Raw genomic sequence first — 22,589 nt, forward strand, 5'->3', positions numbered from 1 at the left:
GAAGACATCGCCGCCGAGCAGACTGATGCACTGCCGATCCCGCGCAGCCTGCACCGCCGCCCGCTGGCCGAGCACGTGGCCATCGAAGCAGCCGTCGAGAAACTGCTGAACGCCCGTAACCCGATCCTGGTGATCGGCGCAGGCGCCAACCGCAAGATGACCGCCAAGGTCCTCAAGCAACTGATCGACAAAACCGGTATCCCGTTCATCACCACCCAGATGGGTAAGGGTGTGGTCGACGAGCGCCACCCGCGCTTCCTGGGCAACGCTGCGCTGTCGTCGGGTGACTTCGTTCACCGCGCCGTCGAAGCGGCCGACCTGATCATCAACATCGGCCACGACGTGATCGAGAAGCCGCCATTCTTCATGGTCCGTGGCGGCACCGAGGTCATTCACATCAACTTCCGCTCCGCTGAAGTCGATGCCGTGTACTTCCCGCAGGTTGAAGTGATCGGCGACATTGCCAACGCCGTGTGGCAGATCAGCGAAGCGCTGAACGACACGTCGCACTGGGACTTCACCCGCCTGATGGCCATTCGTGAAGCCAACGAAGCACAGATCGCCGAAGGTGCCGACGATAACCGCTTCCCGGTCTACCCGCAGCGCCTGGTGGCCGACATCCGTCGTGTACTGCCGTCCGAAGGCATCGTTGCCCTGGACAACGGCATCTACAAGATCTGGTTCGCCCGTAACTACAAGGCGCACAAGCCCAACACCGTGCTGCTGGACAACGCCCTGGCGACCATGGGCGCCGGCTTGCCATCGGCGATGGCCGCGCACCTGGTGCACCCGGACCGCCCGGTGATTTCGGTGTGCGGTGACGGTGGCTTCATGATGAACAGCCAGGAGCTGGAAACTGCGGTACGTCTGGGCATGCACATCACCGTGGTGATCCTGCGTGACGACGGCTATGGCATGATCCGCTGGAAGCAGGCCAACATGGGCTTCACCGATTTCGGCCTGGACTACGGCAACCCGGACTTCGTCAAATACGCCGAAGCCTATGGTGCCAATGGCCACCGCGTGGAAAGCGCCGAAGGCCTGCTGCCGCTGCTGGAACACTGCATCAAGACCCCAGGCGTGCACGTGATCGACTGCCCGGTCGACTACAGCGAGAACGACCGCATCCTCAACAGCGAGTTGCGTGAGCGCGCGCTGGCGGTATAACGCCTGACAGGGCTGGCGCCACTTCATGGCTGGCGCCGTGCCCTTGTTGTAACAGCCTTGTGCTGCGAAGAGGCCCGTATAGCCGACACATCACTGTCAGCCGTACGGGCCTTTTCGCAGCACGAGGCTGCTACAACCATTCAGCCCAGATCGAGCAACCGTTTCAAGCTGGCCAGAATGGCATTGGCGTCATAGGGCTTGCGTGTGACGGGCACGTGCTGCAGGTGCTCGGGAATGCTGATGCTGTCGCCATAGCCGGTGGCGAACAGGAACGGAATCTGCCGACGCACCAGTTCATCGGCCACAGAAATGGATGTGCCAGTGCCCAGGTTGACATCCAATATCGCGGCATCCGGTGTGCGACTGGCAATCAAGCGCAAGGCTTCATCTTCGGAGCTGGCGGTGATCACGTCCTTGATCTGCGCATCGTTGAGAATCTGTTCCAGGCCAATCGCGATCACCAGCTGGTCTTCGAGGATCAGCACACTCAGCCCTGTTTGCGCTGCGAAGATATCCTTGGCACGTGCGATGGGCGCAGCCAGGCTCGCGGGTTCGGCAGCCTCGGCCACGGAAAGGTGCATTGCAGGAATCTTGAACAACCCTTGCAGGCCTTCGGCGTGATACTCCACCGCGCTCGTGCCGCCAAGGTCGAACGGGATACTGCGGTCGATCAGCACCGAGCCAAAGCCATTGCGGGTAGGTGGCCGAACCGTTGGCCCGCCGCTTTCACGCCAACTGATGGCGCAGGCGTTGGTAGCGTCGATGGCCCAGCTCACTGCAAGCTTGCCGCCAGCCCGCGACAGCGCGCCGTATTTGGCGGCATTGGTTGCCAGCTCGTGCAGCACCAAAGCCATGACCGAATAGGCGCGGGCATCAAGGGTAACATTCGGGCCCTGCAGCTCGATCACCCCAGCGGCGGTGCGGTAGGGTGAAAGCTCTGCCTCCAGCAGCTTGGCCAGTCGCCCGCCACCATCACCACGTACCACTTGATCGTGAGCGAGAGACAACGCCTGGATGCGCCCCTTCAGTGTCGCCACGTAGTCCTGCAGTGTCTGGCTTTCCGAGGTCGGGTGGGCAACCAGAGCGCCGATCAACGACAGAATGTTCTTGACCCGATGATTGAGTTCTTCGTTGAGGATGCGCTGGCGCACTTCCGCCTTCGTGCGCTCGCTGGCCAGTAGTTCGCTGTTGTACAGCACCACTTCGACGATGGCGGTACGGATGGAGTCGCCAAACTGGCGGTCCTGTTCGGTCCAGGGCAGCGACTGCTGGTGAACGGTTTCTTTCCAGATGGCAAAGCTTTTGCGGGGTGTCAGGCGGTCGCCCAGCAAGCCGCTGTCGTAGGTCTTGTTCGGGTCCCCGGCCCAGTCGAGCGTCTCGACCACCTCCTTGCGGAAGAAGATCAGGTAATCCCTCGGCTGCTGCGACATCGGGATGATCAGGACGCCCGATACTTCGGTAAAGTATGCCTGGGCTGAAGGTAATACCATCGACAGACGGTTGGACGCCCAGGTCCGGCCTTCGCTGACCATGTCTGCCAGGCGCAGCAAATCGGGGACGGCCGTTTTAGGCGGCGCCAGGCCGACGGTTGACCAGCGGCCTTGTAGCGACATGCCGATGCCATCGCAGGGGATCAGCGACATCAACCGTGGCAGGCGTGCGTGGAAGAACGTATCGATGTCAGCGGTCTGGTTGGCGTCGCGCAGCATGCTGTCCAGCGCTTTGTGAACCTGCACGGCAGCTTCGAGCTTCTGCCGGCTGCGCAAGGTCTCGATGTGCAGGGAGAAGAACTCGCCGAACATCTCCGCGGCTACCCGCTGCCCCATGGCCAGGGTGCGGGGTGCATAGTGGTGGCAGGCGATCATTCCCCACAGTTCGCCGTTGACGATCACCGATATCGACATCGAGGCGCCCACGCCCATGTTGCACAGGTACTCGCAATGGATCGGCGACACGCTGCGCAGGTGCGCGTAGGACAGGTCGAGCGGTTCGCCTGACGGATCGAGGACAGGTTCGATGGCCACCGTTTTGAACTGGGCGTCGGAAATGACCCGGATCGGGTTGCGCAGATAAAGCGCACGGGCCTGCTGCGGGATGTCGGACGCGGGAAAGTACTGGCCCATGAAGCTTTCGAGGTCGCTGCGCCTGGCCTCTGCGACCACCTTGCCGGCACCGTCGGTGCCTAGCTGGTAGATCATCACCCGGTCATAGCCAAGCACTGCCCGGACAAAGCGGGCGGCGTCGCGGAACAATTTGCTGGTTTGGTCGATTTCGCGCAGCTGGGCAATCAGGGTTCGCGCCAGTTCAATAGGCTCGGCGATGCTGGCGCCGGCCGGTTCGAACTCCAGGATCGCAGTGCCTTTGAACAGGTGGGCGGCGACATCGAAAGCCTGGCCGTTAGGCAGCCTAACGCTGAAGCTGAGTGCAGGGCGCGAGGCTTCGCGAGTACGGGCCAACGCGTTGCGCAAGGTGTGGGCTACCTCGTCCCCTAGCACCGCTTGCAGCTTCTGGCCGTTGATATCGCCTGTTATGCCAAGCACATCCGGGGCGTTGACTGAATGGCGCAGGACCACGGTCGCCGATGCATCACAGGCCAGCAGGCAGCCGTGGGGTTGGATGCTGCCGGGCGTCTGGATGGGCTCGCGGTCGCAGTTGGTCAGGTTTACTTGGGGGTTGAAGGTCATTGGCCGGTGCCTGTGGCTAAAGGGGAGGCAGCCAGCACGGCCTCCATCGTCCGTCAGACTAGCAGGCATTGCCGCATTTGGGCACGGCAGGTGAAAGCGCGCTTGCAAGCAAGGCCGAGAGGTTTGCATGCTCCGGCCCCTTACCTGCTACGTGATTCACTACGCTTCTTCGAAATGCATCTCGGGTGGCTGCTTGCTGAAACCGCGGGTAATTGCGGTCAGGTAAAGCATGCCCAGGCACAACCATCCCAGCCCCAGGTAGATTGCCAGGTGATCCAGGCTTGCCATCAGCCACACGTTGGACACCAAGCCCACCAGTGGGAATGCCAAGTATAGAAGTACGGCTGTGCCGCCGCGTTGCCCCATGGCCAGCCAGTAATGGAAGATGACCGCCAGGTTGACCAGGCTGAAGGCCAGGAAGGCGCCGAAGTTGATGAACGAAGTGGACGTGGTCACATCCATGCGCAAGGCGAGCAGGGCGACGACCCCGCACAGGATGATACTGGGCACTGGTGTGCTGAAGCGCTCGCTCAGCTTGCCAAAGAACGACTTGGGCAACACACCGTCACGGCCCATTGCATACAGCAGCCGGGAGGCGCTGGCTTGAGCCGACAGGCCAGAGGTGAACTGGCCAACGATCAGCCCCAGCAGGAAAACGCTCACGAACAGGTCGCCGCCGATGTTCTGGGCGATTTCATAGGCTGCCGCATCTGCGTTGATGAAGTCGGTAGACGGGTGGGCCAGCTGCACGAAGTAGCTGCAGGCGATGAACAGACCGCCGCCAATCAGGGTGATCAGCAGGATGGCCCTTGGGATGTTCTTGCGTGGCTCCTTGGTCTCTTCAGTCAGAGTACTGACGGCATCGAAGCCGAGGAAGGAGTAACAGGCGATCGCGGCACCGCTCATGATCAGCGGCAACTGGGCACCTTCGTTGTAAAAGGGCTCGAGGGTCCATAGCGGTACCGTGGGATCACCCCACACGTAGTGCACGGCGAGGGCGACAAACGCCGCCAGCACCAGAAGCTGAATGAGCATCAGCAGGCCGTTTACGGTTTTCGCCAGGCGCAGGCCAATCACATTGATGGTGGTGGTCACAGCGATGAACGCCAGAACCCAGATGGCCTGCGGCACACTGGGGAAAGCCGAGTGCAGGTAGGCGGCACCAATCAGCCAGATCGCCATGGGCAGGAACAGGTAGTCGAGCAGCACCGCCCAACCGGTGATGAAGCCCAGTTGCGGGCTGATCGACTTGCGTACGTAGGTATAGGCGGACCCGGCAACCGGGAAGGCGCGCGCCATGTTGCCATAGCTCAAGGCGGTGAACAGCATGGCGATGGCGGCCGCAAGGTAGGCTGCGGGCACCATCCCTGCGGTGGTATCCGCCAGAATGCCAAAGGTACCAAGGACGATGATCGGGGTCATGTAGGCGATGCCGAAAAGCACCACCGAACCCAGCGAAAGTGTTCGCTTGAGTGTGGCCATTACTGCTTGCTCCAGCTTGTGATTGTTATTCAGAGTCGAACGTGCTGCCGTTCTTGGCGGCCTTGCTTGCCCGTGAGGGGGCTTGAATGGCGGAGTATCAGGCGGGGATGATCAATTCGCGCAGGCCGTTTTCATGCTCGAGCAGTTCACCTGGCAGGCGAATACGGCGCTGGGCGATGTAGCTGTAGTCGCGCCGTGCTTGTTGCAGTTGCTCCATGGCCAGCTCGACGGTCATGCGGCACTCGCCACGGCCCGCTTCGCATAGCAACTGGCCGTAGGGGTCGACCACGGCACTGCCACCGGCAAAGACCAGGCCGCCATCACCGTCACCGACCCGGTTGACCATGACCGCGAAGGCCTGGTTTTCCATGGCACGTGCGCTGATGGCGGTTTTGTGAGTTGGGCCATACGGGTCCATGTTGCCGTTGGTGACGATGATCAGCTCGGCGCCGAGCTGGCCCAGGGCGCGGGCGGATTCGGGGAATTCGATGTCGAAGCAGATCAGCAAACCGACACGCACGCCTTTGAACAGGGTGGTGGCATAGCGATCCCCTGGGGTGAACACGCCGGAGTCCGATGCCCACAGGTGGGTCTTGCGGTAGCTGAGGGCGACGCCCTCCGGCGTGACCAGCACGGTGGTGTTGTAGAAGTTGCCGTCGACGGCGGCTTCGGCCATGCCCACCACTACAGCAACATCCCGCGCACAGGCTGCCTGCTGAATGGCCGTGATGCTCGGGCCATCGAGCGTTTCGGCGACCTGGCCAATGTTGTCTTCGGTAGGGAAGCCTGTCAGCTGGGTTTCGGGAAACACCAGCAGGTCGGTACCTGCGTGGCAGTTGTTGATTGCCTCGATGGTACGCTGCAAATTGTGTGCGGTGTCGCCATCGCGACCGGCCAGTTGCACCAGTTCGACCTTCATGTGGATTCCTCGACTGTCTGCTTCAACCACCATGCGCAAGCGGCATGGGGCGTAAAAAACGACCCCGGTAAAGGTTCGGTCAGCGTAAGCTAGCCCGGATTATGGGGTGGTGATCACGCTGGGGGTATTACGCCCACGTGGTAACCCTGCAGGGGTAGAGGATGAATTTTACGCTGCACGACATTGCCTGGCACCGAGCGGTGGGCCAACTGATCGAAACGCTCGATAAAGCGCATTTCTGGCCTGCCCTGGTGCGGCTGTTGAACGAATACGTGCCCTGCGACAGTTGGGTCGCGCTGCTGTTTTCGGCGGGGCAACCGCAGGTGTTTGCCGAATGCCCCAGCGAGGACGGCAACCCTGATCCGCTGTTCCAGGATTACTTGAACGGCCTGTACCTGCTGGACCCCTTCTATGTGGCCAGCCGCGAAGCTGCGGCATCTGGCCTGGTGCGGCTGGCGGACGTCGCCCCCGAGTGCTTCGAGCAGACCGATTACTACCAGCGCTACTTTCGCCTCAACGTGGTAGCGGATGAAATTCAGTTCAACGTGCAACTGGATGCGCAACGCACGCTTTGCCTTTCACTTGGCTGCAAACGCCGTTTCACCCTTGAACAGGTCACCCTGCTGGAACTGTTGCGGCCTTGGGTGTCTGGCCTGATGCGCCAGCGCATGGCTTTCGAGCGAGAGTTGCTGGAGGCGGCCACCAAGCCTGCGCCGCACTGGCAAAGCCGCATGGAGGAGAAGGTTGAGCAGATGCAGTCGCCGCTGACCGGACGTGAGCTGGAAGTGGGCCGGCTGATGCTCAGCGGCTGTTCGAGCAAGGAGATTGCGCGCAAGCTGGAAATCTCTGTCGAAACCGTAAAGGTGCACCGCAAGCATATGTACAGCAAGCTGGGGATCAAGTCGCAATCGGAGTTGTTTTCGCTGTTTCTTCAGGCCCAGCTGGGTTGACTCAAGGTGATGTAGGCTCCGCGCGTTCATCGGTGAACCCCAGCTCACGGATGAACATCGAAAACAGTTCCGGGTGGGATGAGATGTTCAGCTTCGCGTACAGGTGGCGCCGGTGCACCTTGATGGTCTCCGGCGAGATCCCCAGCCGTTGCGCCATCGCCTTCGACGAGTAGCCGCGCAGTATCAGGCGGGCAATTTCCAGCTCGCGCTCGGACAACAGGCCTTGGGCAAACCTGGCCAAGGCATCGCCAACCGGTGGCCGCACGGGCACCGAGATGTCGCTACGCGCCCAGTGCTGCTGAAGCAGGGCCAGCACCCAGGCACTGACCAGGTTGAACTTGCCCAGTTCCGTTGCATCGAAAGCGCGGCGCATGCCCAGCGACAGTGACAACACCCCGTCCGGCAACTGCAACAGAAACTGGATTTCGTCCACCAGCACATGGTCCTGGAAGTAGTTCTGGTAATAGTCCGTTTGCCAGAAATGGTCCGGGGCCACTTCTTCCAGGTGGTAGCAACCACTGGCCAAGCCTTCGCGGGCGGCCTGGTAGAAAGGGTCCAGCAGGTACAGGCCGTCCAGGTACAGCTCACCTGCGGCCGGCGCTGGCGCGGCGTCGTATTCCTCAAGCACCTGGGGCGCGCCATGGGCCGCGAAGTGAATCGCCAGTGCGTTGTCGAACGGCACCCAGTGGCGTAGCACCAGGATCAGCTGGCGCCAGAAGCGCGGGCTGCCAATCTGCTCGATCGCTCTGGCCAACGCGGTATGAGCGGCAACTTCATGAAAGAGAATGTCCACGACGGCGTCCCTGAAAGCGGTAGGGCATTGGCGCTCGCTTTGCCACAGCTGTCAACCGGGGGTACCCCTTAGTGGGAATTGTCCGACTGGGTGCTGGCGCATAGATTTCATCCCCATCAAGCGGGCCGTCGAGCTCGCCATGTTTCGTTTCCTGGTTCTGCCTCCTGACACTAACAACAACGTGAGGATGAACAAATGACGTCCTGTAGTGCACCCCTCTCGAAACTGAAACCGACGCTGAGCGTCGCTGATGTCGTCGCCATCACCGTATCTTCGGTCACCCCCGCCAGCTCGGTCTTCGTCATCGCGCCATTTGCCATCGCCCAAGCAGGTACCGGGGTGATCTGGGCCTTCATGCTCGGTGGCGTGCTGGCGCTGATGTTTGCACTTTGCTATGCCGAACTGGGGCGCGCCCACAGTGCTGCCGGGGGAGAGTACGTGTTTGCCAAACGGGTATTTGGCGGCATGGCCGGTTACGCCACCTTTCTTACCGTGCTGGCGATGCTGGTGTTCATTCCACCGGTACTGGCAACCGGGGCTGCCACGTACTTGAATGCGGCGCTGGGCTCCCAGCTTGATGGGCAGGCGGTGGCCCTGGTGATTGTCGCCCTGGGGTATCTGCTGGGTATCCTCAATATAAAGTTGAACGCATGGGTTACCGGCATCTGCCTGTTGCTTGAGGTAGCGGCGCTGATGGTGATCGTGGTGCTGGGCTTCGGCCATGCCCAGCAACCGCTCACCAGCCTGGTCAGCCCACTGGTGCTCGATAACGGGATACTGCATGCGGCGCCCTGGGCGCTGGTGATTGGTGCGGTCGGCACGGCGTTGTTTTCCTTCAATGGTTTTGGCGGCGCAGTGTTGCTGGCAGAAGACATGAAGTGCGGCGGGCGTGGCATCCCCAAGGCGGTGCTGTGGTCACTGGTGCTGGTGGTGGCCATCGAAGTGATCCCGCTGCTGGCACTGCTGATCGGCGCGCCCTCGCTGGAGGCGATGCTGGCCAGCCCGGACCCGATTGGCTACCTGCTGACGGCGCATGGCAACGAAACGCTGTCGCGCCTGGTGAGTGGCGGGATTTTCCTGTCGGTGTTCAACGCCATCATCGCCCTGGTGATCCAGAGTGGGCGGGTGATCTACAGCAGCGGGCGGGATGCGTTGTGGATGCCGGCCCTGAACCGTACATTCACCCGCATTCATCCCAAGTGGGAGTCGCCGTGGTTGGCCACGCTGTTCCTTGCCGTGCCTTCCACGGCCCTGACCTTCAGCTCCAACCTGGCAGAACTCACGTCTTTCACCGTACTGCTGATCCTCTGTGTGTACCTGGTCGTGGGGTTGTGCGCACTGTTCAGCCGGGTACTGCGCCGTGATCGCGAGCACCCGTACCGCATGCCGCTGTGGCCGTTGCCGGCACTGGCTGCCGTGACCGGTGCCGGTTACCTGCTGACGACCCTGCTGAGTGCGGCTTCGGCCCGGGACATCTTCATCATTGTCGGGCTTCTGCTTACCTCCATGTTGCTGTATGGCACATATGGCAGGTTGAGCCCGGCGTTTCAGAAACTTTGAGCGAGAGACATGATGCGAGCACGCGACTTCGGTATCACGCTGGGCCTTGGCCAACCGGGCCCGTACAACGCAATCACCGATGTACCGGGTGTACGGGTTGGCCACGCCACCCTGAACACGACCCATGACGGAAAACCTGTGCGTACCGGTGTCAGTGTCATCGAGCCCCGCGAAGGCCCGGCGCGCCATCAGCCTTGTTTTGCCGGCTGCCATGTATTGAACGGCAATGGCGATGCCACAGGCCTGGAGTGGATTCGTGAAGCGGGCCTGTTGACGACCGCCCTTGCCACCACCAACACGCACAGCGTTGGGGTGGTGCGCGACGCGCTGATCGCCCACGAGCATGCGACCCTGGCGGACGCATCGACCTACTGGTGCATGCCGGTGGTGATGGAGACCTACGACGGCGTGTTGAACGACATCTGGGGCCAGCATGTCAACGCGGACCTGGTTCAGCAAGCGCTGGGGGCAGCATGCAGCGGGCCGGTGGCCGAGGGTGGCGTAGGCGGCGGCACCGGGATGATCTGCCATGAGTTCAAAGGCGGGATTGGTACGGCGTCACGGGTGTTGCTGGCAGAGCAGGGTGGCTGGACGGTGGGCGCCTTCGTTCAGGCCAATCATGGCCAGCGTCGTGAGTTGCGGGTGGATGGCTATCCCGTGGGCCGGGTGTTGCTTGGCCTCCCTTCGCCATTTGACCAGCAGGACACCCCTGGCATGGGCTCGATCGTGGTGGTATTGGCCACCGATGCACCGTTGCTGCCACATCAATGTCAACGCCTGGCGCAACGTGCTGCGCTGGGCATTGCCCGCACCGGGGGCGGCACCGATGACTCCAGTGGCGACATCTTCCTGGCCTTCTCGACGGGGAACACCGGGCTGGCGCCTGCCGATTACAACCGCCGCGATCTGCCGGTGACCGCGCAAGTGGCGATGGTCAACAACGACCATATTTCGCCGCTGTTCGCCGCGGCGGCCGAGGCCGTGGAGGAAGCCATTGTCAACGCGATCCTGGCAGGCAGGTCGATGCTGGCAGGAGATGGACGAGAGGTGCCTGGCCTTGAGGGTGCACGCTTGCTGATGGCCCTCGAACAAGTGGGCTGGAAGGCTCAAGGTTGATACTTGGGGAAGTGCGTAAACCTGGGGAGTACAGATGTTCTCCTTTCGATAATTGCTTGTATGCAGGCGGTGATCGGTGGTCTCATCCCGCGCCTGAGCCAACAGGTATTGAAAGATGAACCGCCCGCTATTTGTTTCCATCGATGGGCCCAAGGGCACCGGCAAGACCACGCTGCTGGAAGCCGTTACCCAGGCCCTGAGGGTGGAAGGAAAAAAGGTGATTCGTCTTTGCGAAAGAAACAACGACCCCTACCGGCGCGAAACCATGGCCCTGGTCAACCAGCTCGCCAGAAGCCCTTGCCAGGACCTGGAGTTCAGGGTGTGCGAACGCTTTGCTGCAAGCCGTGCGTGGATTTCCCGACATGTACTGCCCAGGCAGCCAGCTGACAGCATCATCCTGATTGATCGCTGGTACCCCTCTGACGCTGCGTTCCGCCGCACTGTGCCGTTTGACCATATCTTGCGCCTGAACCTTGAACGAAGCGTGCAAGTGCCAGATTTGCATGTCGGGGTTGTCACCGCCCCAGAAACTTCATGGGCAAGGGCTGCGGCCCGCACGCGCGGGCTGGGCAGCACGGTTATCCACAACCTGGATGAGCAGGTGGCCTGTACCGAGGCGTTCGAGCGGGCGGTTGCAGCGCACGGCTGGGTGCTGTGCCGCAATGAAGGGACGATCGAGGCGGCCACACGGCAACTGGTTGGCGAGATTGATCGAGTACTGCGAACGAAATGGACTCAAGCCTCGACCGATGAGTGATGGCCTGTGATCAGCCATTGCCCATCAATGCGTTCAAAGGTGAACAAAAACCTTGCCGGCACCACGTGCTGCTCACCGCCATTGCGGTAGACGAAGGTGTAGAGCCCGCCGACCACCACGGTGCCGAGCTTGCGGCTGACGCGCTTCTTGAACACCTGAACGTCACACACCAGCCCATCATTGGCCAGGAAGTTGTCGAAGTAGTTGCGTCGGCTGTCATCACAATCGCGCACCTGGTTGGACAAGGTCGGCACCAGAATGGCGTCTGGCGCATACAGTGCCAGCACTTGGTCCACGTCACGCGTGGCTACCGTTGCAGCCCACCGATAAAGCGCCGCCTTGGCACCCGCCAGGCAGGCCAGTTCGGTGTCGGCATAGGGTTCAATGTTCTGGGCTGCGGTAGGCGTAGCGCTCATGGGGGCTTGCTCACATAAGGTTCAAAAGGGATGGGTGGCATGTTCATGCCGGGATGAGATAATGTGTTATAACATAACATTATCGAGACAAGTTTCAGATCATGTCCCTCAAGTGCGAACAGCTCGTGGTGAGCAGGAACCACAAGAAGGCTCATGCATTAGCCGAATCCTTGTCAGGAATGCCCGCTTGGTGAACGAAGGCAAGGTTTTCGATGCAGACGTCCGGGTTACCTGCGCACGCATCGAGAAAATCGCCAGCAGCATCGGAGGTTGCCGCTGGTGCTGCATGCACTTTCGGCGTTGTGTTGAACGAACACTGTCAAGGGTTGCCACTGGCATTCAATGCACAGCGGCGCTGACTCTTTTGAACCTGACGCGGGAGTGATAGCGATGAACGAACAGGAGCTGCTTCGCATGCCTGCACAGGCCTATATGGATGCCTCGCAGCAGGCATTCTTCCGTGACCTGCTGCTGTCGCAGCGCACAGTGTTACAAGCGCGAATCTCCAGCGAGTTCGAACTCATGCGCACATTCGAGCCAAGCAGTGACCCTTCCGACCTGGGCACTGTGGAGGAGCAACGGCAATGGCAGTTGCGCCTGCTCGAGCGGGAAAAGAAGCTGCTGGACAAGATCGACGAAGCCCTCCAGCGCCTTGCTCGGGGCGAATACGGGTGGTGCAAGGACACTGGCGAGCCCATCGGCCTGAAACGCTTGCTGCTGCGGCCAACAGCGACGCTGAGCATTGAGGCCAAGGAGCGGCAAGAGCGCAGGGAGCGGCACATACGCGATGACTGAGGCGCTCAGCCTGATCTAAGTGTTCAACGGTAACCTCGCACTCGGATACCCCTTTGGAACCTGAGGAGGTTACTCGATGAATGCGCCGAACAGCACTTGGCTCAACAAAGTACCGGAAGTGACGCTGTCCTTCTGGATCATCAAGATCATGTCCACCACGGTGGGCGAAACATTCGCCGACTTTCTCGCCGTCGACGTAGGCTGGGGGCTGGCCATCACCAGTGCGGTGATGGCCGTGCTGCTGGCGGGTGCGTTGGCCTTGCAGTTGCGCAAGCGCCACTGTGAACCCTGGATTTACTGGCTGTGCGTGGTGCTGGTGAGCATTCTGGGCACCCAGATCACCGACATCCTGACCGACGAGCTGGACATCAGCCTTTACGCCAGCACAGCGTTTTTCTCGGTGTTGCTGGCTGCCAACTTTGCGATCTGGTACGTGCTGGAGCGCAACCTGTCGATACGCGAGATCGTTACCGCCAGGCGCGAGCTTTTCTATTGGACCACCGTGCTTTGTACTTTCGCGCTAGGCACTGCTGGCGGTGACCTGGCTACCGAAGCGTTGGGGCTTGGCTTTGATATCGGCGTGGTGATCTTTGCCGTATTGATCGCCGTTTGCGTGCTCGCCTGGCGACTGGGCGCCAGTACGGTGCTGGTGTTCTGGGTGGCTTACATACTGACTCGACCACTTGGTGCTTCCCTGGGCGACCTGCTGACTCAATCGCACGCATATGGCGGCCTCGGCATGGGGGCCACCTGGACCAGTGCACTGTTCCTTTGCGTCATCTTCATCCTGGTCGGCGTTGCCCAGTTCAGCGCCGAACAGTCCAAACGGCTCGCCCGTTGATCAAAAAAAGGTAGTTACCCATGATTTCGCATCGTTTACGCATAGCGACGTTGGCAATCGCCTGCACGTTTGGCTTGCTGCTAACCCAAGGGTGTTCCAAGCCGGATCAACAACAAACACAGCAGGCACCTGCGGGTGCCCAAGCAGCGACCAAGCTGGGCGACCTCAGCCCTTTCCGGGCCATTGCCGAGGACGTGGCGGCCAAGGTCGATGCCCAGGACCTGCCTGCTGCCAAGGCCCGCATCAAAGACCTGGAAAAAAGCTGGGACGACGCCGAGGCCGGGATCAAGCCACGCGCGGCCAGCGACTGGCATGTACTGGACAAGGCTATCGATCGGGCACTCGATGCACTGCGTGCAGGCCAGCCGCAGCAGGATGACTGCAAAGCGGCAATGGATGCCCTGTTGAAAGCTTTCGACAACCTGCAAAGGCCACGACAAGGTTGAAGCGAGGCGCAATCAGTCACCGTGCACTCGGCTATTGTTCCATCACGTGCTCATTTTGGGGAAGGCAATGCGGGTGTTACTGGTCGAAGATGACAGCATGATTGCCCAGGCACTGCAGGACGCGCTGGCAACAGCGGGTTACGCGGTGGACTGGGTAGCCGATGGCCCGACCGCAGAGGCGGCCTTGCGCACGCAGGCCTACGACCAGGTGCTGCTCGACCTGGGGTTGCCCGGACAAGATGGGCTGCAATTGCTGCAACAGCTGCGTGCCGCCGACAACCCCGTTCCCCTGCTGATCATTACCGCGCGCGCGGAGCTTGATGAGCGCGTGCGCGGGCTGGATGGCGGGGCGGATGATTTCTTGCAAAAGCCCTTTGAAATGGCCGAATTGCTTGCCAGGATGCGCGCCGTCATGCGGCGCAAAGGCGGGCGTGCAACCCCTGAGCTGGGCAACGGCACGGTCAGCCTGGACCTTGTCAGCAAATGCGCCAGGGTGATGGCTCAGCCGCCTGTTCAGCTTTCCAACCGAGAGTTCGCCTTGCTTCAGGCATTACTGATCCGCCCGGGGGCGATCCTGTCGCGGGCAGAACTGGAGGACCGGCTATACGGGTGGGGTAACGAGGTTGAAAGCAACGCGGTGGAGTTTCTCATCCATGCCTTGCGCCGCAAGCTGGGCAAGGATGTGATTCGCAATATCAGGGGGTTGGGATGGATGGTCTCAAAAGGCGCCTGAACCAGTCCCTGCAGCTACGCCTGTCGCTAGGGTTGTCCCTGGCGATACTGCTGGTTGCGACAATGAGTGGGGTATTCAGTTACTTCTCGGCCTTCGATGAGGCGCTTGAGCTGCAGGACAACAGCCTGCGCCAGGTTGCGGCATTGTACATGCGCCAAGGCTTGGCATTTCATTACCCAGCCAACGAGCATTCTGTCCCAGGCGACGATGAAGAAACCCGCATCGTCATCCAGTATCTGGCTGATGGACAGGCCGTCAGCCATGCTGATGACAGCCTGTTGCCGTTGCCCATTCCGGGCGCTGTGGCCAATGGCTTGACTACCGTAAATGTCGGCAACGAACCTTTCCGTGTGCTGGTGAACACCGATTCTTCCGGCAAGCGTTTTGCCGTTGCGCAGGAAATTGACAGCCGTAATCGCGATGCCCGCGATAGCGCATGGCGTGCATTGCTGCCATTCGCCATCCTCTTTGCCATTTTGCTGGTGGTGGTGGCCAACCTGATTCGCGAGCTGTTCAGGCCTGTCGCGAGTTTGGCGGCAATGCTCGACCGCCGTGATGATCAGGACCTGCGGCCGATTGATGAGCGTATGCTGGCTATCGAAATACGCCCTTTCATCCAGGCAATCAACCGGCTGCTGGCGCGTGTTGCCCGCACCCTGGAGAGCCAGAAGCGCTTTGTCGCCGATGCAGCCCATGAACTGCGCACCCCCCTTACAGCCCTTTCACTGCAGGTGGAAGGCCTTGAACCCGAAGCAATGACGGCCCGCGCCCAGGCCCAAGTGGCCCAACTGCGGCTTGGTATCGCCAGAAGCCGCAAGCTCATCGAGCAACTGTTGGCGTTGGCGAGCGCCCAGCTCGGCGCGCTGCCGACACCTGCGGTATCCCTGCATGAAGTCTGCCGTCGGGTGCTGGAAGATCTGATGCCCTTGGCCGAGCAGAAGCAGCTCGACATTGGCCTGGAAGGTGACGATGCACGCTTGCCCATACGCGAAGTCGAGTTGAGAACCGTGATCAGCAACCTGGTCGAGAACGCCATTCGCCATGCCCCTGTGGCGGGCCATGTCGACCTGCGTGTGGAGCAGGGCGTCGGCCAAGTCACGCTCAGTGTCAGCGACGATGGCCCGGGCATTGACCCGCAAGAGTGGGAGCGCGTGTTCGACCCGTTCTATCGTGGCACTGGCTCGGTGGGGGAAGGCTCCGGCCTGGGGCTGTCGATAGTACGGACCATTGTTCAGCGTTGCGCAGGCGAGGTGGACGTGGGGTACACCGATGCGGCGCGCCGCCAGGGCTGGCGGGTATGTTTGCGTTGGGTGACAAACAGCGGTTGACGATCCGTCAGGGTGTCAGGCGCCCTGACGGTCGATATCCCGGCGCAGGACCACCGACGTGGTAATGTCATCCACTGATTCGTGACGTGCCACATTGTCGCGTACCTGGTTGAGGTCGTCGATTGTCCGGGTCTCCACTTCAACCACCAGGTCAAGCTGCCCGCTCACCGATGAAACCCGCCGCACGCGCGCGTCCGTTGCCAGCTGGTCGAGCAGCCCCATGGCAGGTGTGCGCTGCAACGTCACCAGCAAGATCGCCCTTATCACGTTGGCGTCTATTTCGCCGATGTCCGCCCGATAGCCACGGATGATCCCGCTGCGCTCAAGGTTGGCGACGCGCTCGGTAGTGGCGCTTCTGGAAAGGCCTATGCGGCCGGCCAACGCCTTCAGCGCAATACGCGCATCTTTCGAAAGTACTTCAAGAATCTCACGATCTTTTGCGTCCAGGTCACGCATTGCACCACCCAATAAGCTCGCCGTCTTTATGCCGGCCGGAACCGGCATAATGCCTGTCGATCCCGACCGTATGCAGGGTGTCGGTTTCGGTGGTGCATGACAAGCTATTGAAAAAACAATTTGCTCGCTCGGAACGTGATGATATGACAGACCTTTCCCACCCGGCACCTCGGTTTTCGGCAAGCGATGCAGAGGGCCTTGCAAAAGATTTCTTCAATGTCACCGGCATTGCAACGCCCCTGGACGGGGAGCGTGATCGCAACTACCGGCTGAAGACGGGCATGGATGCAGGCTGGATCCTGAAAATCGTCAATGCCAGCGAGCCCAGGGTAGAAAGCGAGTTTCAAACCGCGCTGCTCGATCACCTGGCCGTGCATGGCGCGCACTTGGGCGTGCCCCACCTGCGGGCCAGCGTGGCGGGCGATTACCTACCGACGGTGACCAGCGCCACAGGTGAACAGCACGCGGTGCGCCTGGTCAGCTGGTTGGCCGGCACGCCGCTCGCCGAGGCCAGGCGCTCCTTTGCGCTGATGAGAAACTTCGGCCAGGCACTCGGTGAGCTTGACCGCGCCCTGCAGGGCTTCATGCACCCGGGCGCCGTTCGTGAACTGGACTGGGACCTGCGCCATGCGGCGCGCGCTCGATCACGCCTGCACTGCATCAAGAGCCCCGAGCGGCGGGCCATTGCCGAACGTTTCATCACCCAGTTCGAGCAGACTGTCCAGCCCAGGCTGGCTTCACTTCGCGCCCAGGTGATCCACAACGACGCCAACGACTGGAACATTCTGGTCGATGCCGAATCCACCAGCAACGTGACTGGCTTCATCGACTTTGGCGACGCAGTGCATAGCGTGCTGATTGCCGAAGTCGCGATCGCCAGCGCTTACGCCATTCTCGACATGGACGACCCGATCGGCGCTGCTGCTGCGCTGGTGGCCGGCTTCCATGAAAAGTACCCGCTGCAAGCGCAAGAGCTTGATGTGCTGTTCAACCTGATTGCCATGCGCCTGGTCATCAGCGTGACGTTTTCTGCTTCGCGGCACGATCAGGCAGGCGACAATCCCTACCTGGCGATCAGTGAAGCACCTGCCTGGCGCCTGCTGGAACAGCTTGATGCGATGAACCCACGGCTGGCCACCGGCATCCTGCGCAAGGCCTGTGGTTTCGATGCCATCGACGGTGCCGGGGAAATCCGCCGCTGGATTGCGGATAACCACAAAGCGTTCGCCGACCTGGTGCGCCCTTCAGCCGCCATCCTCAACAAAGTGATCGCGCCGTTTGGCGACGCCAGCCACGAAATGACCATCGCTTCGGCCGAGCAACGTCCTGCGGATGCGACCCGCTGGTGGGACACGTTCTCTGCCGCGCACAAGGTGCCGCTGGCCATCGGGCCATGGGGCGAGTTGCGCACCATCTATACCGACAGTGCTTTTGAGTCCCGTTTCATCAAGGGGCAGCGCCGTACCTTGCATGTGGGGGTCGACCTGGTGATGCCGGCGGGTACGCCTTTGTACGCACCGGTCGCCGGCACCGTCAGAAGCGTCGAGGTAGAACCAGACCCGCTTGGGTATGGTGGCCTGGTGATGATCGAGCACGCACCGGCAGGTTGCCCGCCATTTCTGACCTTGTGGGGGCACATGGCCCATGAGGCGCTCGGCCGCTTGAAAGCCGGTGACAAGCTAGAGGCTGGCGACCTGGTCGGTTACATGGGCACCGACCATGAAAATGGCGGCTGGATCCCCCACCTGCATCTACAGATGGCCACCGATACCCAGCTGACCGCGAGCGAGGTCATTGGCGTTGGTGAGCCAGAGTACCGTGACGTGTGGGCTGACTTGTTCCCTGATGCCTCGATGTTGGCCGGCATTCCGCCAGAGACCTACGACCAGCAGGGCATGACCAAGGCCCAGATCATTGCCAAGCGCAAGGAGTTGCTGCTACCGAACCTGTCAATTTCGTACACTGACCCGATCAAGTTCGTGCGTGGCGATGGCGTATGGCTGATCGACAACTTCGGGCGGGCCTACCTGGACTGCTTCAATAACGTCTGCCACCTGGGCCATAGCCATCCCGATGTGGTCGAAGCCTTGACCCGTCAGGCTGCGCGACTGAACACCAATACCCGCTACCTTCATGACAACATCGTCGAATACGCCGAACGCCTGACCGGCACCTTGCCAGAGGGGCTTTGCGTTGCGTCCTTTGGCTGTTCGGGCAGTGAAGCCAACAGCCTGATGCTGCGCATGGCGCGCAACTACACAGGCAGTGACCAGGCAATCGTGCTGGACTGGGCCTACCACGGCACCACCCAGGAGCTCATCGACCTGAGCCCATACAAGTACAAGCGCAAGGCCGGCAAAGGCAGGGCGGCGCATGTTTACGAGGCGGTGGTCCCGGACAGCTACTACGCGCCCGAGCATTGGCCAGTGGAAGAGCACGGCAAGCGCTTTGCCGAGTCGGTAGCAGAGCAACTGGATGCCATGCGCAAGGCAGGCAAGAAGCCCGCCTTTTTCCTTGCCGAGTCGATTCCCAGCGTGGCGGGGCAGGTGTTCCTGCCCGAACACTACCTGCAGGAGGTATACGCCATGGTGCGCGCCGAAGGTGGGCTGTGCCTGGCCGATGAGGTACAGGTCGGGTTTGGCCGCGTCGGCAGCCACTGGTGGGCATTCGAGACTCAGGGCGTAGTGCCGGATGCTGTCACCATGGGCAAGCCGATCGGTAACGGCCACCCGATGTCGGCGGTCGTGACCACGCGCGAGGTTGCCGATGCCTTCAACAACGGTATGGAGTATTTCAATACCTTCGCCGGCAACCCTGTGTCGTGCGCGGTAGGCCTGGCAGTGCTCGATGCGATCGAGCGCGACCAGTTGAAGGAAAATGCCTTGAACGTTGGCAATTACCTGCTCGATGGTTTCCGCAAGCTGCAGCAGCAATTTGATGTGATTGGTGATGTGCGCGGCCTGGGCCTGTTCCTCGGCATTGTGCTGGTCACTGACCGTCAGTCGAAGGTGCCGGCCACGGCCTTGGCCAGGAAAGTAGCCGACGGCGCCAGGGAGCGCGGCGTGTTGATCGGCACCGAGGGCCCGCATGACAATGTGTTGAAAATGCGGCCTTCAATGATTTTCAGCCGGGCCAATGCCGATTTCCTGCTCGAGGTGCTGAAAGACAGCTTCATCGCAGCGCTGAAATAGCCTATCGGCTGGGCAGGAGGGCGTGCCGAGGGGCACGCCCTTTGTCGTGTGCTCAGGCTTTTTGGCGGTCAATATCGCGCCGTAGCACCACCGCCGTAGTGATGTCGTCTACAGAGTCATGGCACGCCACAGCGTCTCGTACCCGGTTCAAGTCATCGATCGTCCTCGCCTCTACTTCGACCACCAGGTCGAGTTGCCCGCTGACCGATGAAACCCGTTTCACCTGGGCGTTTTGTGCCAGCAGGTCCAGCAGCCCGAGTGCTGGTGTACGTTTCAGTGCTACCAGGATAATCGCCCGTATTACATTGGCATCGATTTCACCAATGTCGGCACGGTAGCCGCGAATGACCCCGCTACGCTCCAGCTGCAAAACCCGCTCGCTGGTAGCACTTCGCGACAGGCCGATTCTTGCCGCCAGCGCTTTGAGTGCCACGCGTGCTTCCTTGGAAAGTATCTCGAGGATTTCCCGATCTTTGATGTCTAATTCGCGCAATGCTGGCACTCCTGCCTGTTCACCGGTAAATGGCCGGATGCCCCAGTGAAGTGCAGGAGGCACGCCAGCCGAATACTTGCTAGTTTTTGGTGCATTGCAAGACACTACTCCAGTTTTGAAACCGGTCGAAGTAGCGCCGACATTATGTCGGTCGATCCCGGCAATGTGCCACCCGAACACGCACATTGCAGGGTGATTTCAAGGTGTCCGTGTGCAAAGCTCTTTGTGAAGGAGGGGCCATCAGCGCCCCAGACAATAAGAAATACAAACTTCCAAGGAGTGCCTCGATGCGGGTAAGAAAAACCAGGATGCTACTTGCATCCAGCGCAGTGGCAGTAATTGCATTGTTCTCTCAGGGCGTGGCGCAGGCCGATGACTTGCAGGCAGTTCAAGAATCAAAAACACTGCGCGTGGCCATGAGCGGCCAGTACGCTCCCTTCAGTTTCGCCAACGAAAAGAATGAAATTGTGGGTTTCGACGCCTCCATTGGTGAAGCACTCGCCCAGCGCTTGGGTGTAAAGATAAAAATCATCACCACCCCCTTCGACGGCATTATTGCCGGGCTGTTAGCCAAAAAGTATGACGCCGTCATCGCTTCGATGACCATTACTCCCGAGCGGCTGAAAGCCGTTGATTTCGTGGGGCCTTATTACCATGCAGGCCGTACCATCGGTGTAAAGGAAGGCTCTCCGATCAAGGGGCTGGATGACCTCAAGGACGTCACCGTTGGCGTTACCTTGGGCGACTCGCATGACAAATGGGCGCGTGCTCGCGGCAATCTTAAAGTGCGCACCTATAAAGGGTTGCCGGAAATGCTGGTCGACCTGGATGCCGGGCGTATCGATGCGGTAGTGATGGACAGCATTCCGGTCATGGTTGCGGTAAAGGAAACCGGTCAGAAAGTGCGCATCATCAACCTGCCCGACGAGCAGGGTGGCCGTGAAGGCCTCGGCATTGCCATCCGCAGGAACAACCCTGAACTCAAGGCCCAGTTGCAGAAGGCCCTGGACGAGATCCTGGCCGATGGCACTTATAAAGAAATCTCCATGAGATGGGTGGGTAGCGACATCCGCTGATGCACACCTGCAGTGGCCTGGCCGACAGGTTGGGCCAGGTTGGCTGAACTTTGTGAGTGGTTTTTATGGACCTGTCATTGATCCTCCGTACCTACCCGTTTTTCATGGAAGCCGCTTGGGTAACTGTGCAAATTTCATTACTTTCATTATTACTGGGTTTGGGCCTGGCAATCATTCTCGTGGCAGGCAGGTTATCGCCAGTCATTATCCTGCGATGGGCAGCCAAGATTTACGTCAGCGTATTTCGCGGTACGCCCTGCCTCGTGCAGTTGTTCATTATCTACTTTGGCGGGCCACAGATAGGCATAGAGCTGGAGCCATTCTCTGCTGCGGTGATCGGCTTAGGCATGAATATCGCTGCGTATATGTCCGAGTCCATCAGAGGTGCTATCGACAACGTCGACCCTGGCCAGGAGGAGGGCGCACGGTCAATTGGTTTCAGCCGCAGGCAGACGCTGTTGTTCATCATCATTCCACAAGCACTGAAACTCATGATCAGGCCGCTTGGCGTCAATGCCATTGGCCTGATAAAGGGCTCTGCCCTGGTGTCGGCCATTTCGGTTGTTGAACTGACATATACCGCGCAGCGCTTCATCAGCTCAACTTACAAACCGTTCGAGATATTCATGGTGTCGGCGTTGCTTTATATCGTCATGGTCTACTCGGTCAAGTACTTGGTGGAAGTACTGGACCGGCGATACGCGACCAAGTGAGGAGTACCCGTGGAAGGATTAAACCTGAGTGTCATCACGCCTTACTATGAAATGCTGGCGACCGGCCTGTGGTGGACGGTTGTCATGTTTCTCTGTTCCAGTGTCATCAGCGTGGTGGTGGGCGTGCTGTTTGCCCTGATCGACTTGTATGCGCCCAGGGCCATGGCATTGCCTGTGCGTTTCGTCACCTGGCTGTTGATGGGCACGCCCTTGTTGCTGCAACTGTATTTGATCTACTACGGGTTGGTTCAGGTGGGAATCGATATTCCGGCGCTGGCTGCCGGAATCATCGGGCTGAGCCTGCACTTTGCGGTGTACAACGCTGATGTGATCAAGTCGGGGATCGAGGCAGTTGACCCTGGCCAGATAGAAGGCGCGCGCTCGATTGGCCTGAGCAAGGCAATGACCCAGCGCTACATCATCGTTCCGCAGGCGCTCAGAAAAACCATTGCGCCGCTTGGGAACAACCTCATTGTCTTGCTCAAAGACACGTCGCTGGTATCGATCATTGGTATCGCCGAACTGGTCTACAGCGCCCAACTGGCAGTCAGCGAAACGTACAGCCCCTTTGAGTTCTACATCGCCGTGGCGGTGATCTACTACGTGGCCAACCTGGTGCTCGAGGCTGGGTTGCATCTTATTGAAGCAAAGGTCGAGATGTCACGATGAACAA

The 22,589-nt window shown here is 60.3% G+C and carries 21 protein-coding genes; 14 read left to right on the forward strand and 7 right to left on the reverse strand.

The genetic code is table 11. The features are described from left to right. On the forward strand, positions 1 to 1,167 hold a 1,167-nt coding region (locus DM807_RS16690), incomplete at its 5' end, for an acetolactate synthase large subunit (RefSeq protein WP_179027573.1). A 140-nt stretch (positions 1,168 to 1,307) separates the two neighbouring features. Here DM807_RS16690 and DM807_RS16695 read toward each other — a convergent pair. From DM807_RS16695 to DM807_RS16705, 3 genes are all read right to left on the reverse strand, one after another. Further along, positions 1,308 to 3,851 carry an HWE histidine kinase domain-containing protein gene (locus DM807_RS16695; RefSeq protein ID WP_179027574.1) on the reverse strand — a complete coding sequence of 848 codons (2,544 nt, stop codon included), beginning with the start codon at positions 3,849 to 3,851 and terminating at the stop codon, positions 1,308 to 1,310. Between the two features lie 159 nt (positions 3,852 to 4,010). Beyond that, entirely contained in the window at positions 4,011 to 5,333 is a 1,323-nt protein-coding gene (locus DM807_RS16700; protein ID WP_179027575.1) for an APC family permease, read from the reverse strand. A gap of 97 nt (positions 5,334 to 5,430) precedes the next feature. Next, complete coding sequence (locus DM807_RS16705; RefSeq protein ID WP_179027576.1) at positions 5,431 to 6,252, reverse strand: carbon-nitrogen hydrolase family protein; 822 nt, start codon at positions 6,250 to 6,252, stop codon at positions 5,431 to 5,433. Between the two features lie 161 nt (positions 6,253 to 6,413). Here DM807_RS16705 and DM807_RS16710 point away from each other — a divergent pair, with 161 nt between their 5' ends. Further along, entirely contained in the window at positions 6,414 to 7,202 is a 789-nt protein-coding gene (locus tag DM807_RS16710; protein WP_012272229.1) for a helix-turn-helix transcriptional regulator, read from the forward strand. 1 nt (position 7,203) lies between these two features. Here DM807_RS16710 and DM807_RS16715 read toward each other — a convergent pair whose 3' ends face one another. Next, on the reverse strand, positions 7,204 to 7,995 hold the full coding sequence (locus tag DM807_RS16715) for a helix-turn-helix transcriptional regulator (RefSeq protein ID WP_060494151.1): 792 nt from the start codon (positions 7,993 to 7,995) through the stop codon (positions 7,204 to 7,206). A gap of 195 nt (positions 7,996 to 8,190) precedes the next feature. Here DM807_RS16715 and DM807_RS16720 point away from each other — a divergent pair, with 195 nt between their 5' ends. The 3 genes from DM807_RS16720 (at position 8,191) to DM807_RS16730 (ending at position 11,428) form a co-directional block, all read left to right on the forward strand. Further along, complete coding sequence (locus DM807_RS16720) at positions 8,191 to 9,555, forward strand: APC family permease (protein ID WP_060494150.1); 1,365 nt, start codon at positions 8,191 to 8,193, stop codon at positions 9,553 to 9,555. 12 nt (positions 9,556 to 9,567) lie between these two features. Continuing rightward, positions 9,568 to 10,671: a P1 family peptidase gene (locus DM807_RS16725; protein ID WP_179027855.1), complete on the forward strand. Its 1,104-nt coding sequence runs from the start codon at positions 9,568 to 9,570 to the stop codon at positions 10,669 to 10,671. A 115-nt stretch (positions 10,672 to 10,786) separates the two neighbouring features. Then, complete coding sequence (locus DM807_RS16730; RefSeq protein WP_060494149.1) at positions 10,787 to 11,428, forward strand: dTMP kinase; 642 nt, start codon at positions 10,787 to 10,789, stop codon at positions 11,426 to 11,428. Here DM807_RS16730 and DM807_RS16735 read toward each other — a convergent pair. Further along, complete coding sequence (locus DM807_RS16735; protein WP_060515278.1) at positions 11,407 to 11,844, reverse strand: DUF4440 domain-containing protein; 438 nt, start codon at positions 11,842 to 11,844, stop codon at positions 11,407 to 11,409. The two genes, DM807_RS16730 and DM807_RS16735, sit on opposite strands and share 22 nt — an antisense overlap. 390 nt (positions 11,845 to 12,234) lie before the next feature. Here DM807_RS16735 and dksA point away from each other — a divergent pair, with 390 nt between their 5' ends. The 5 genes from dksA to DM807_RS16760 all read left to right on the forward strand — a co-directional run bounded on the left by dksA (position 12,235) and on the right by DM807_RS16760 (position 15,987). Next, positions 12,235 to 12,639 carry an RNA polymerase-binding protein DksA gene (dksA, locus tag DM807_RS16740; RefSeq protein ID WP_012272235.1) on the forward strand — a complete coding sequence of 135 codons (405 nt, stop codon included), beginning with the start codon at positions 12,235 to 12,237 and terminating at the stop codon, positions 12,637 to 12,639. A gap of 76 nt (positions 12,640 to 12,715) precedes the next feature. Continuing rightward, entirely contained in the window at positions 12,716 to 13,480 is a 765-nt protein-coding gene (locus tag DM807_RS16745; RefSeq protein WP_069942643.1) for a COG4705 family protein, read from the forward strand. A 20-nt stretch (positions 13,481 to 13,500) separates the two neighbouring features. Further along, on the forward strand, positions 13,501 to 13,926 hold the full coding sequence (locus DM807_RS16750; protein ID WP_069942642.1) for a hypothetical protein: 426 nt from the start codon (positions 13,501 to 13,503) through the stop codon (positions 13,924 to 13,926). A 67-nt stretch (positions 13,927 to 13,993) separates the two neighbouring features. Next, positions 13,994 to 14,659: a response regulator gene (locus tag DM807_RS16755; protein WP_179027577.1), complete on the forward strand. Its 666-nt coding sequence runs from the start codon at positions 13,994 to 13,996 to the stop codon at positions 14,657 to 14,659. After that, positions 14,635 to 15,987, forward strand: coding sequence for a sensor histidine kinase (locus DM807_RS16760; protein WP_069942640.1), 1,353 nt, complete (start codon positions 14,635 to 14,637; stop codon positions 15,985 to 15,987). The genes DM807_RS16755 and DM807_RS16760 overlap by 25 nt, the downstream gene beginning before the upstream one ends. Positions 15,988 to 16,002: 15 nt before the next feature. Here the strand turns inward: DM807_RS16760 and DM807_RS16765 are convergent, their stop codons facing one another. Then, complete coding sequence (locus DM807_RS16765) at positions 16,003 to 16,443, reverse strand: Lrp/AsnC family transcriptional regulator (RefSeq protein WP_021784634.1); 441 nt, start codon at positions 16,441 to 16,443, stop codon at positions 16,003 to 16,005. Between the two features lie 143 nt (positions 16,444 to 16,586). Between DM807_RS16765 and DM807_RS16770 the strand changes: the two genes are divergently transcribed. Next, the gene (locus DM807_RS16770) at positions 16,587 to 19,634 is read left to right on the forward strand and encodes an aminotransferase class III-fold pyridoxal phosphate-dependent enzyme (RefSeq protein WP_179027578.1); all 3,048 of its coding nucleotides are present in this window, start codon (positions 16,587 to 16,589) and stop codon (positions 19,632 to 19,634) included. 52 nt (positions 19,635 to 19,686) lie between these two features. Here DM807_RS16770 and DM807_RS16775 read toward each other — a convergent pair whose 3' ends face one another. Then, positions 19,687 to 20,127: an Lrp/AsnC family transcriptional regulator gene (locus DM807_RS16775; RefSeq protein WP_012272242.1), complete on the reverse strand. Its 441-nt coding sequence runs from the start codon at positions 20,125 to 20,127 to the stop codon at positions 19,687 to 19,689. Positions 20,128 to 20,414: 287 nt separating this feature from the next. Here DM807_RS16775 and DM807_RS16780 point away from each other — a divergent pair, with 287 nt between their 5' ends. The 3 genes from DM807_RS16780 to DM807_RS16790 all read left to right on the forward strand — a co-directional run bounded on the left by DM807_RS16780 (position 20,415) and on the right by DM807_RS16790 (position 22,585). After that, a complete protein-coding gene (locus DM807_RS16780) occupies positions 20,415 to 21,203 on the forward strand; it encodes an ABC transporter substrate-binding protein (protein WP_060494144.1) in 789 nt (262 codons plus the stop codon). Positions 21,204 to 21,268: 65 nt separating this feature from the next. Further along, positions 21,269 to 21,916 carry an amino acid ABC transporter permease gene (locus DM807_RS16785; RefSeq protein ID WP_012272244.1) on the forward strand — a complete coding sequence of 216 codons (648 nt, stop codon included), beginning with the start codon at positions 21,269 to 21,271 and terminating at the stop codon, positions 21,914 to 21,916. Positions 21,917 to 21,925: 9 nt separating this feature from the next. Further along, on the forward strand, positions 21,926 to 22,585 hold the full coding sequence (locus tag DM807_RS16790) for an amino acid ABC transporter permease (RefSeq protein WP_012272245.1): 660 nt from the start codon (positions 21,926 to 21,928) through the stop codon (positions 22,583 to 22,585). Positions 22,586 to 22,589 lie beyond the last annotated feature (4 nt).

Origin of the sequence: Pseudomonas hunanensis (assembly GCF_013393325.1) — a bacterium.
Classification (GTDB): Bacteria; Pseudomonadota; Gammaproteobacteria; order Pseudomonadales; family Pseudomonadaceae; genus Aquipseudomonas; species Aquipseudomonas putida_P.

Excerpts from the sequence above, each read along its gene's own strand:
- DM807_RS16750 (WP_069942642.1), top strand. The coding sequence starts at position 13,501 with ATGATTTCGCATCGTTTACGCATAGCGACGTTGGCAATCGCCTGCACG.
- DM807_RS16700 (WP_179027575.1), bottom strand. The coding sequence starts at position 5,333 with ATGGCCACACTCAAGCGAACACTTTCGCTGGGTTCGGTGGTGCTTTTC.
- DM807_RS16745 (WP_069942643.1), top strand. The coding sequence starts at position 12,716 with ATGAATGCGCCGAACAGCACTTGGCTCAACAAAGTACCGGAAGTGACG.
- DM807_RS16730 (WP_060494149.1), top strand. The coding sequence starts at position 10,787 with ATGAACCGCCCGCTATTTGTTTCCATCGATGGGCCCAAGGGCACCGGC.
- DM807_RS16780 (WP_060494144.1), top strand. The coding sequence starts at position 20,415 with ATGCGGGTAAGAAAAACCAGGATGCTACTTGCATCCAGCGCAGTGGCA.
- DM807_RS16725 (WP_179027855.1), top strand. The coding sequence starts at position 9,568 with ATGCGAGCACGCGACTTCGGTATCACGCTGGGCCTTGGCCAACCGGGC.
- dksA (WP_012272235.1), top strand. The coding sequence starts at position 12,235 with ATGAACGAACAGGAGCTGCTTCGCATGCCTGCACAGGCCTATATGGAT.
- DM807_RS16710 (WP_012272229.1), top strand. The coding sequence starts at position 6,414 with ATGAATTTTACGCTGCACGACATTGCCTGGCACCGAGCGGTGGGCCAA.
- DM807_RS16760 (WP_069942640.1), top strand. The coding sequence starts at position 14,635 with ATGGATGGTCTCAAAAGGCGCCTGAACCAGTCCCTGCAGCTACGCCTG.
- DM807_RS16755 (WP_179027577.1), top strand. The coding sequence starts at position 13,994 with ATGCGGGTGTTACTGGTCGAAGATGACAGCATGATTGCCCAGGCACTG.
- DM807_RS16770 (WP_179027578.1), top strand. The coding sequence starts at position 16,587 with ATGACAGACCTTTCCCACCCGGCACCTCGGTTTTCGGCAAGCGATGCA.
- DM807_RS16720 (WP_060494150.1), top strand. The coding sequence starts at position 8,191 with ATGACGTCCTGTAGTGCACCCCTCTCGAAACTGAAACCGACGCTGAGC.
- DM807_RS16735 (WP_060515278.1), bottom strand. The coding sequence starts at position 11,844 with ATGAGCGCTACGCCTACCGCAGCCCAGAACATTGAACCCTATGCCGAC.
- DM807_RS16695 (WP_179027574.1), bottom strand. The coding sequence starts at position 3,851 with ATGACCTTCAACCCCCAAGTAAACCTGACCAACTGCGACCGCGAGCCC.
- DM807_RS16705 (WP_179027576.1), bottom strand. The coding sequence starts at position 6,252 with ATGAAGGTCGAACTGGTGCAACTGGCCGGTCGCGATGGCGACACCGCA.
- DM807_RS16765 (WP_021784634.1), bottom strand. The coding sequence starts at position 16,443 with ATGCGTGACCTGGACGCAAAAGATCGTGAGATTCTTGAAGTACTTTCG.
- DM807_RS16785 (WP_012272244.1), top strand. The coding sequence starts at position 21,269 with ATGGACCTGTCATTGATCCTCCGTACCTACCCGTTTTTCATGGAAGCC.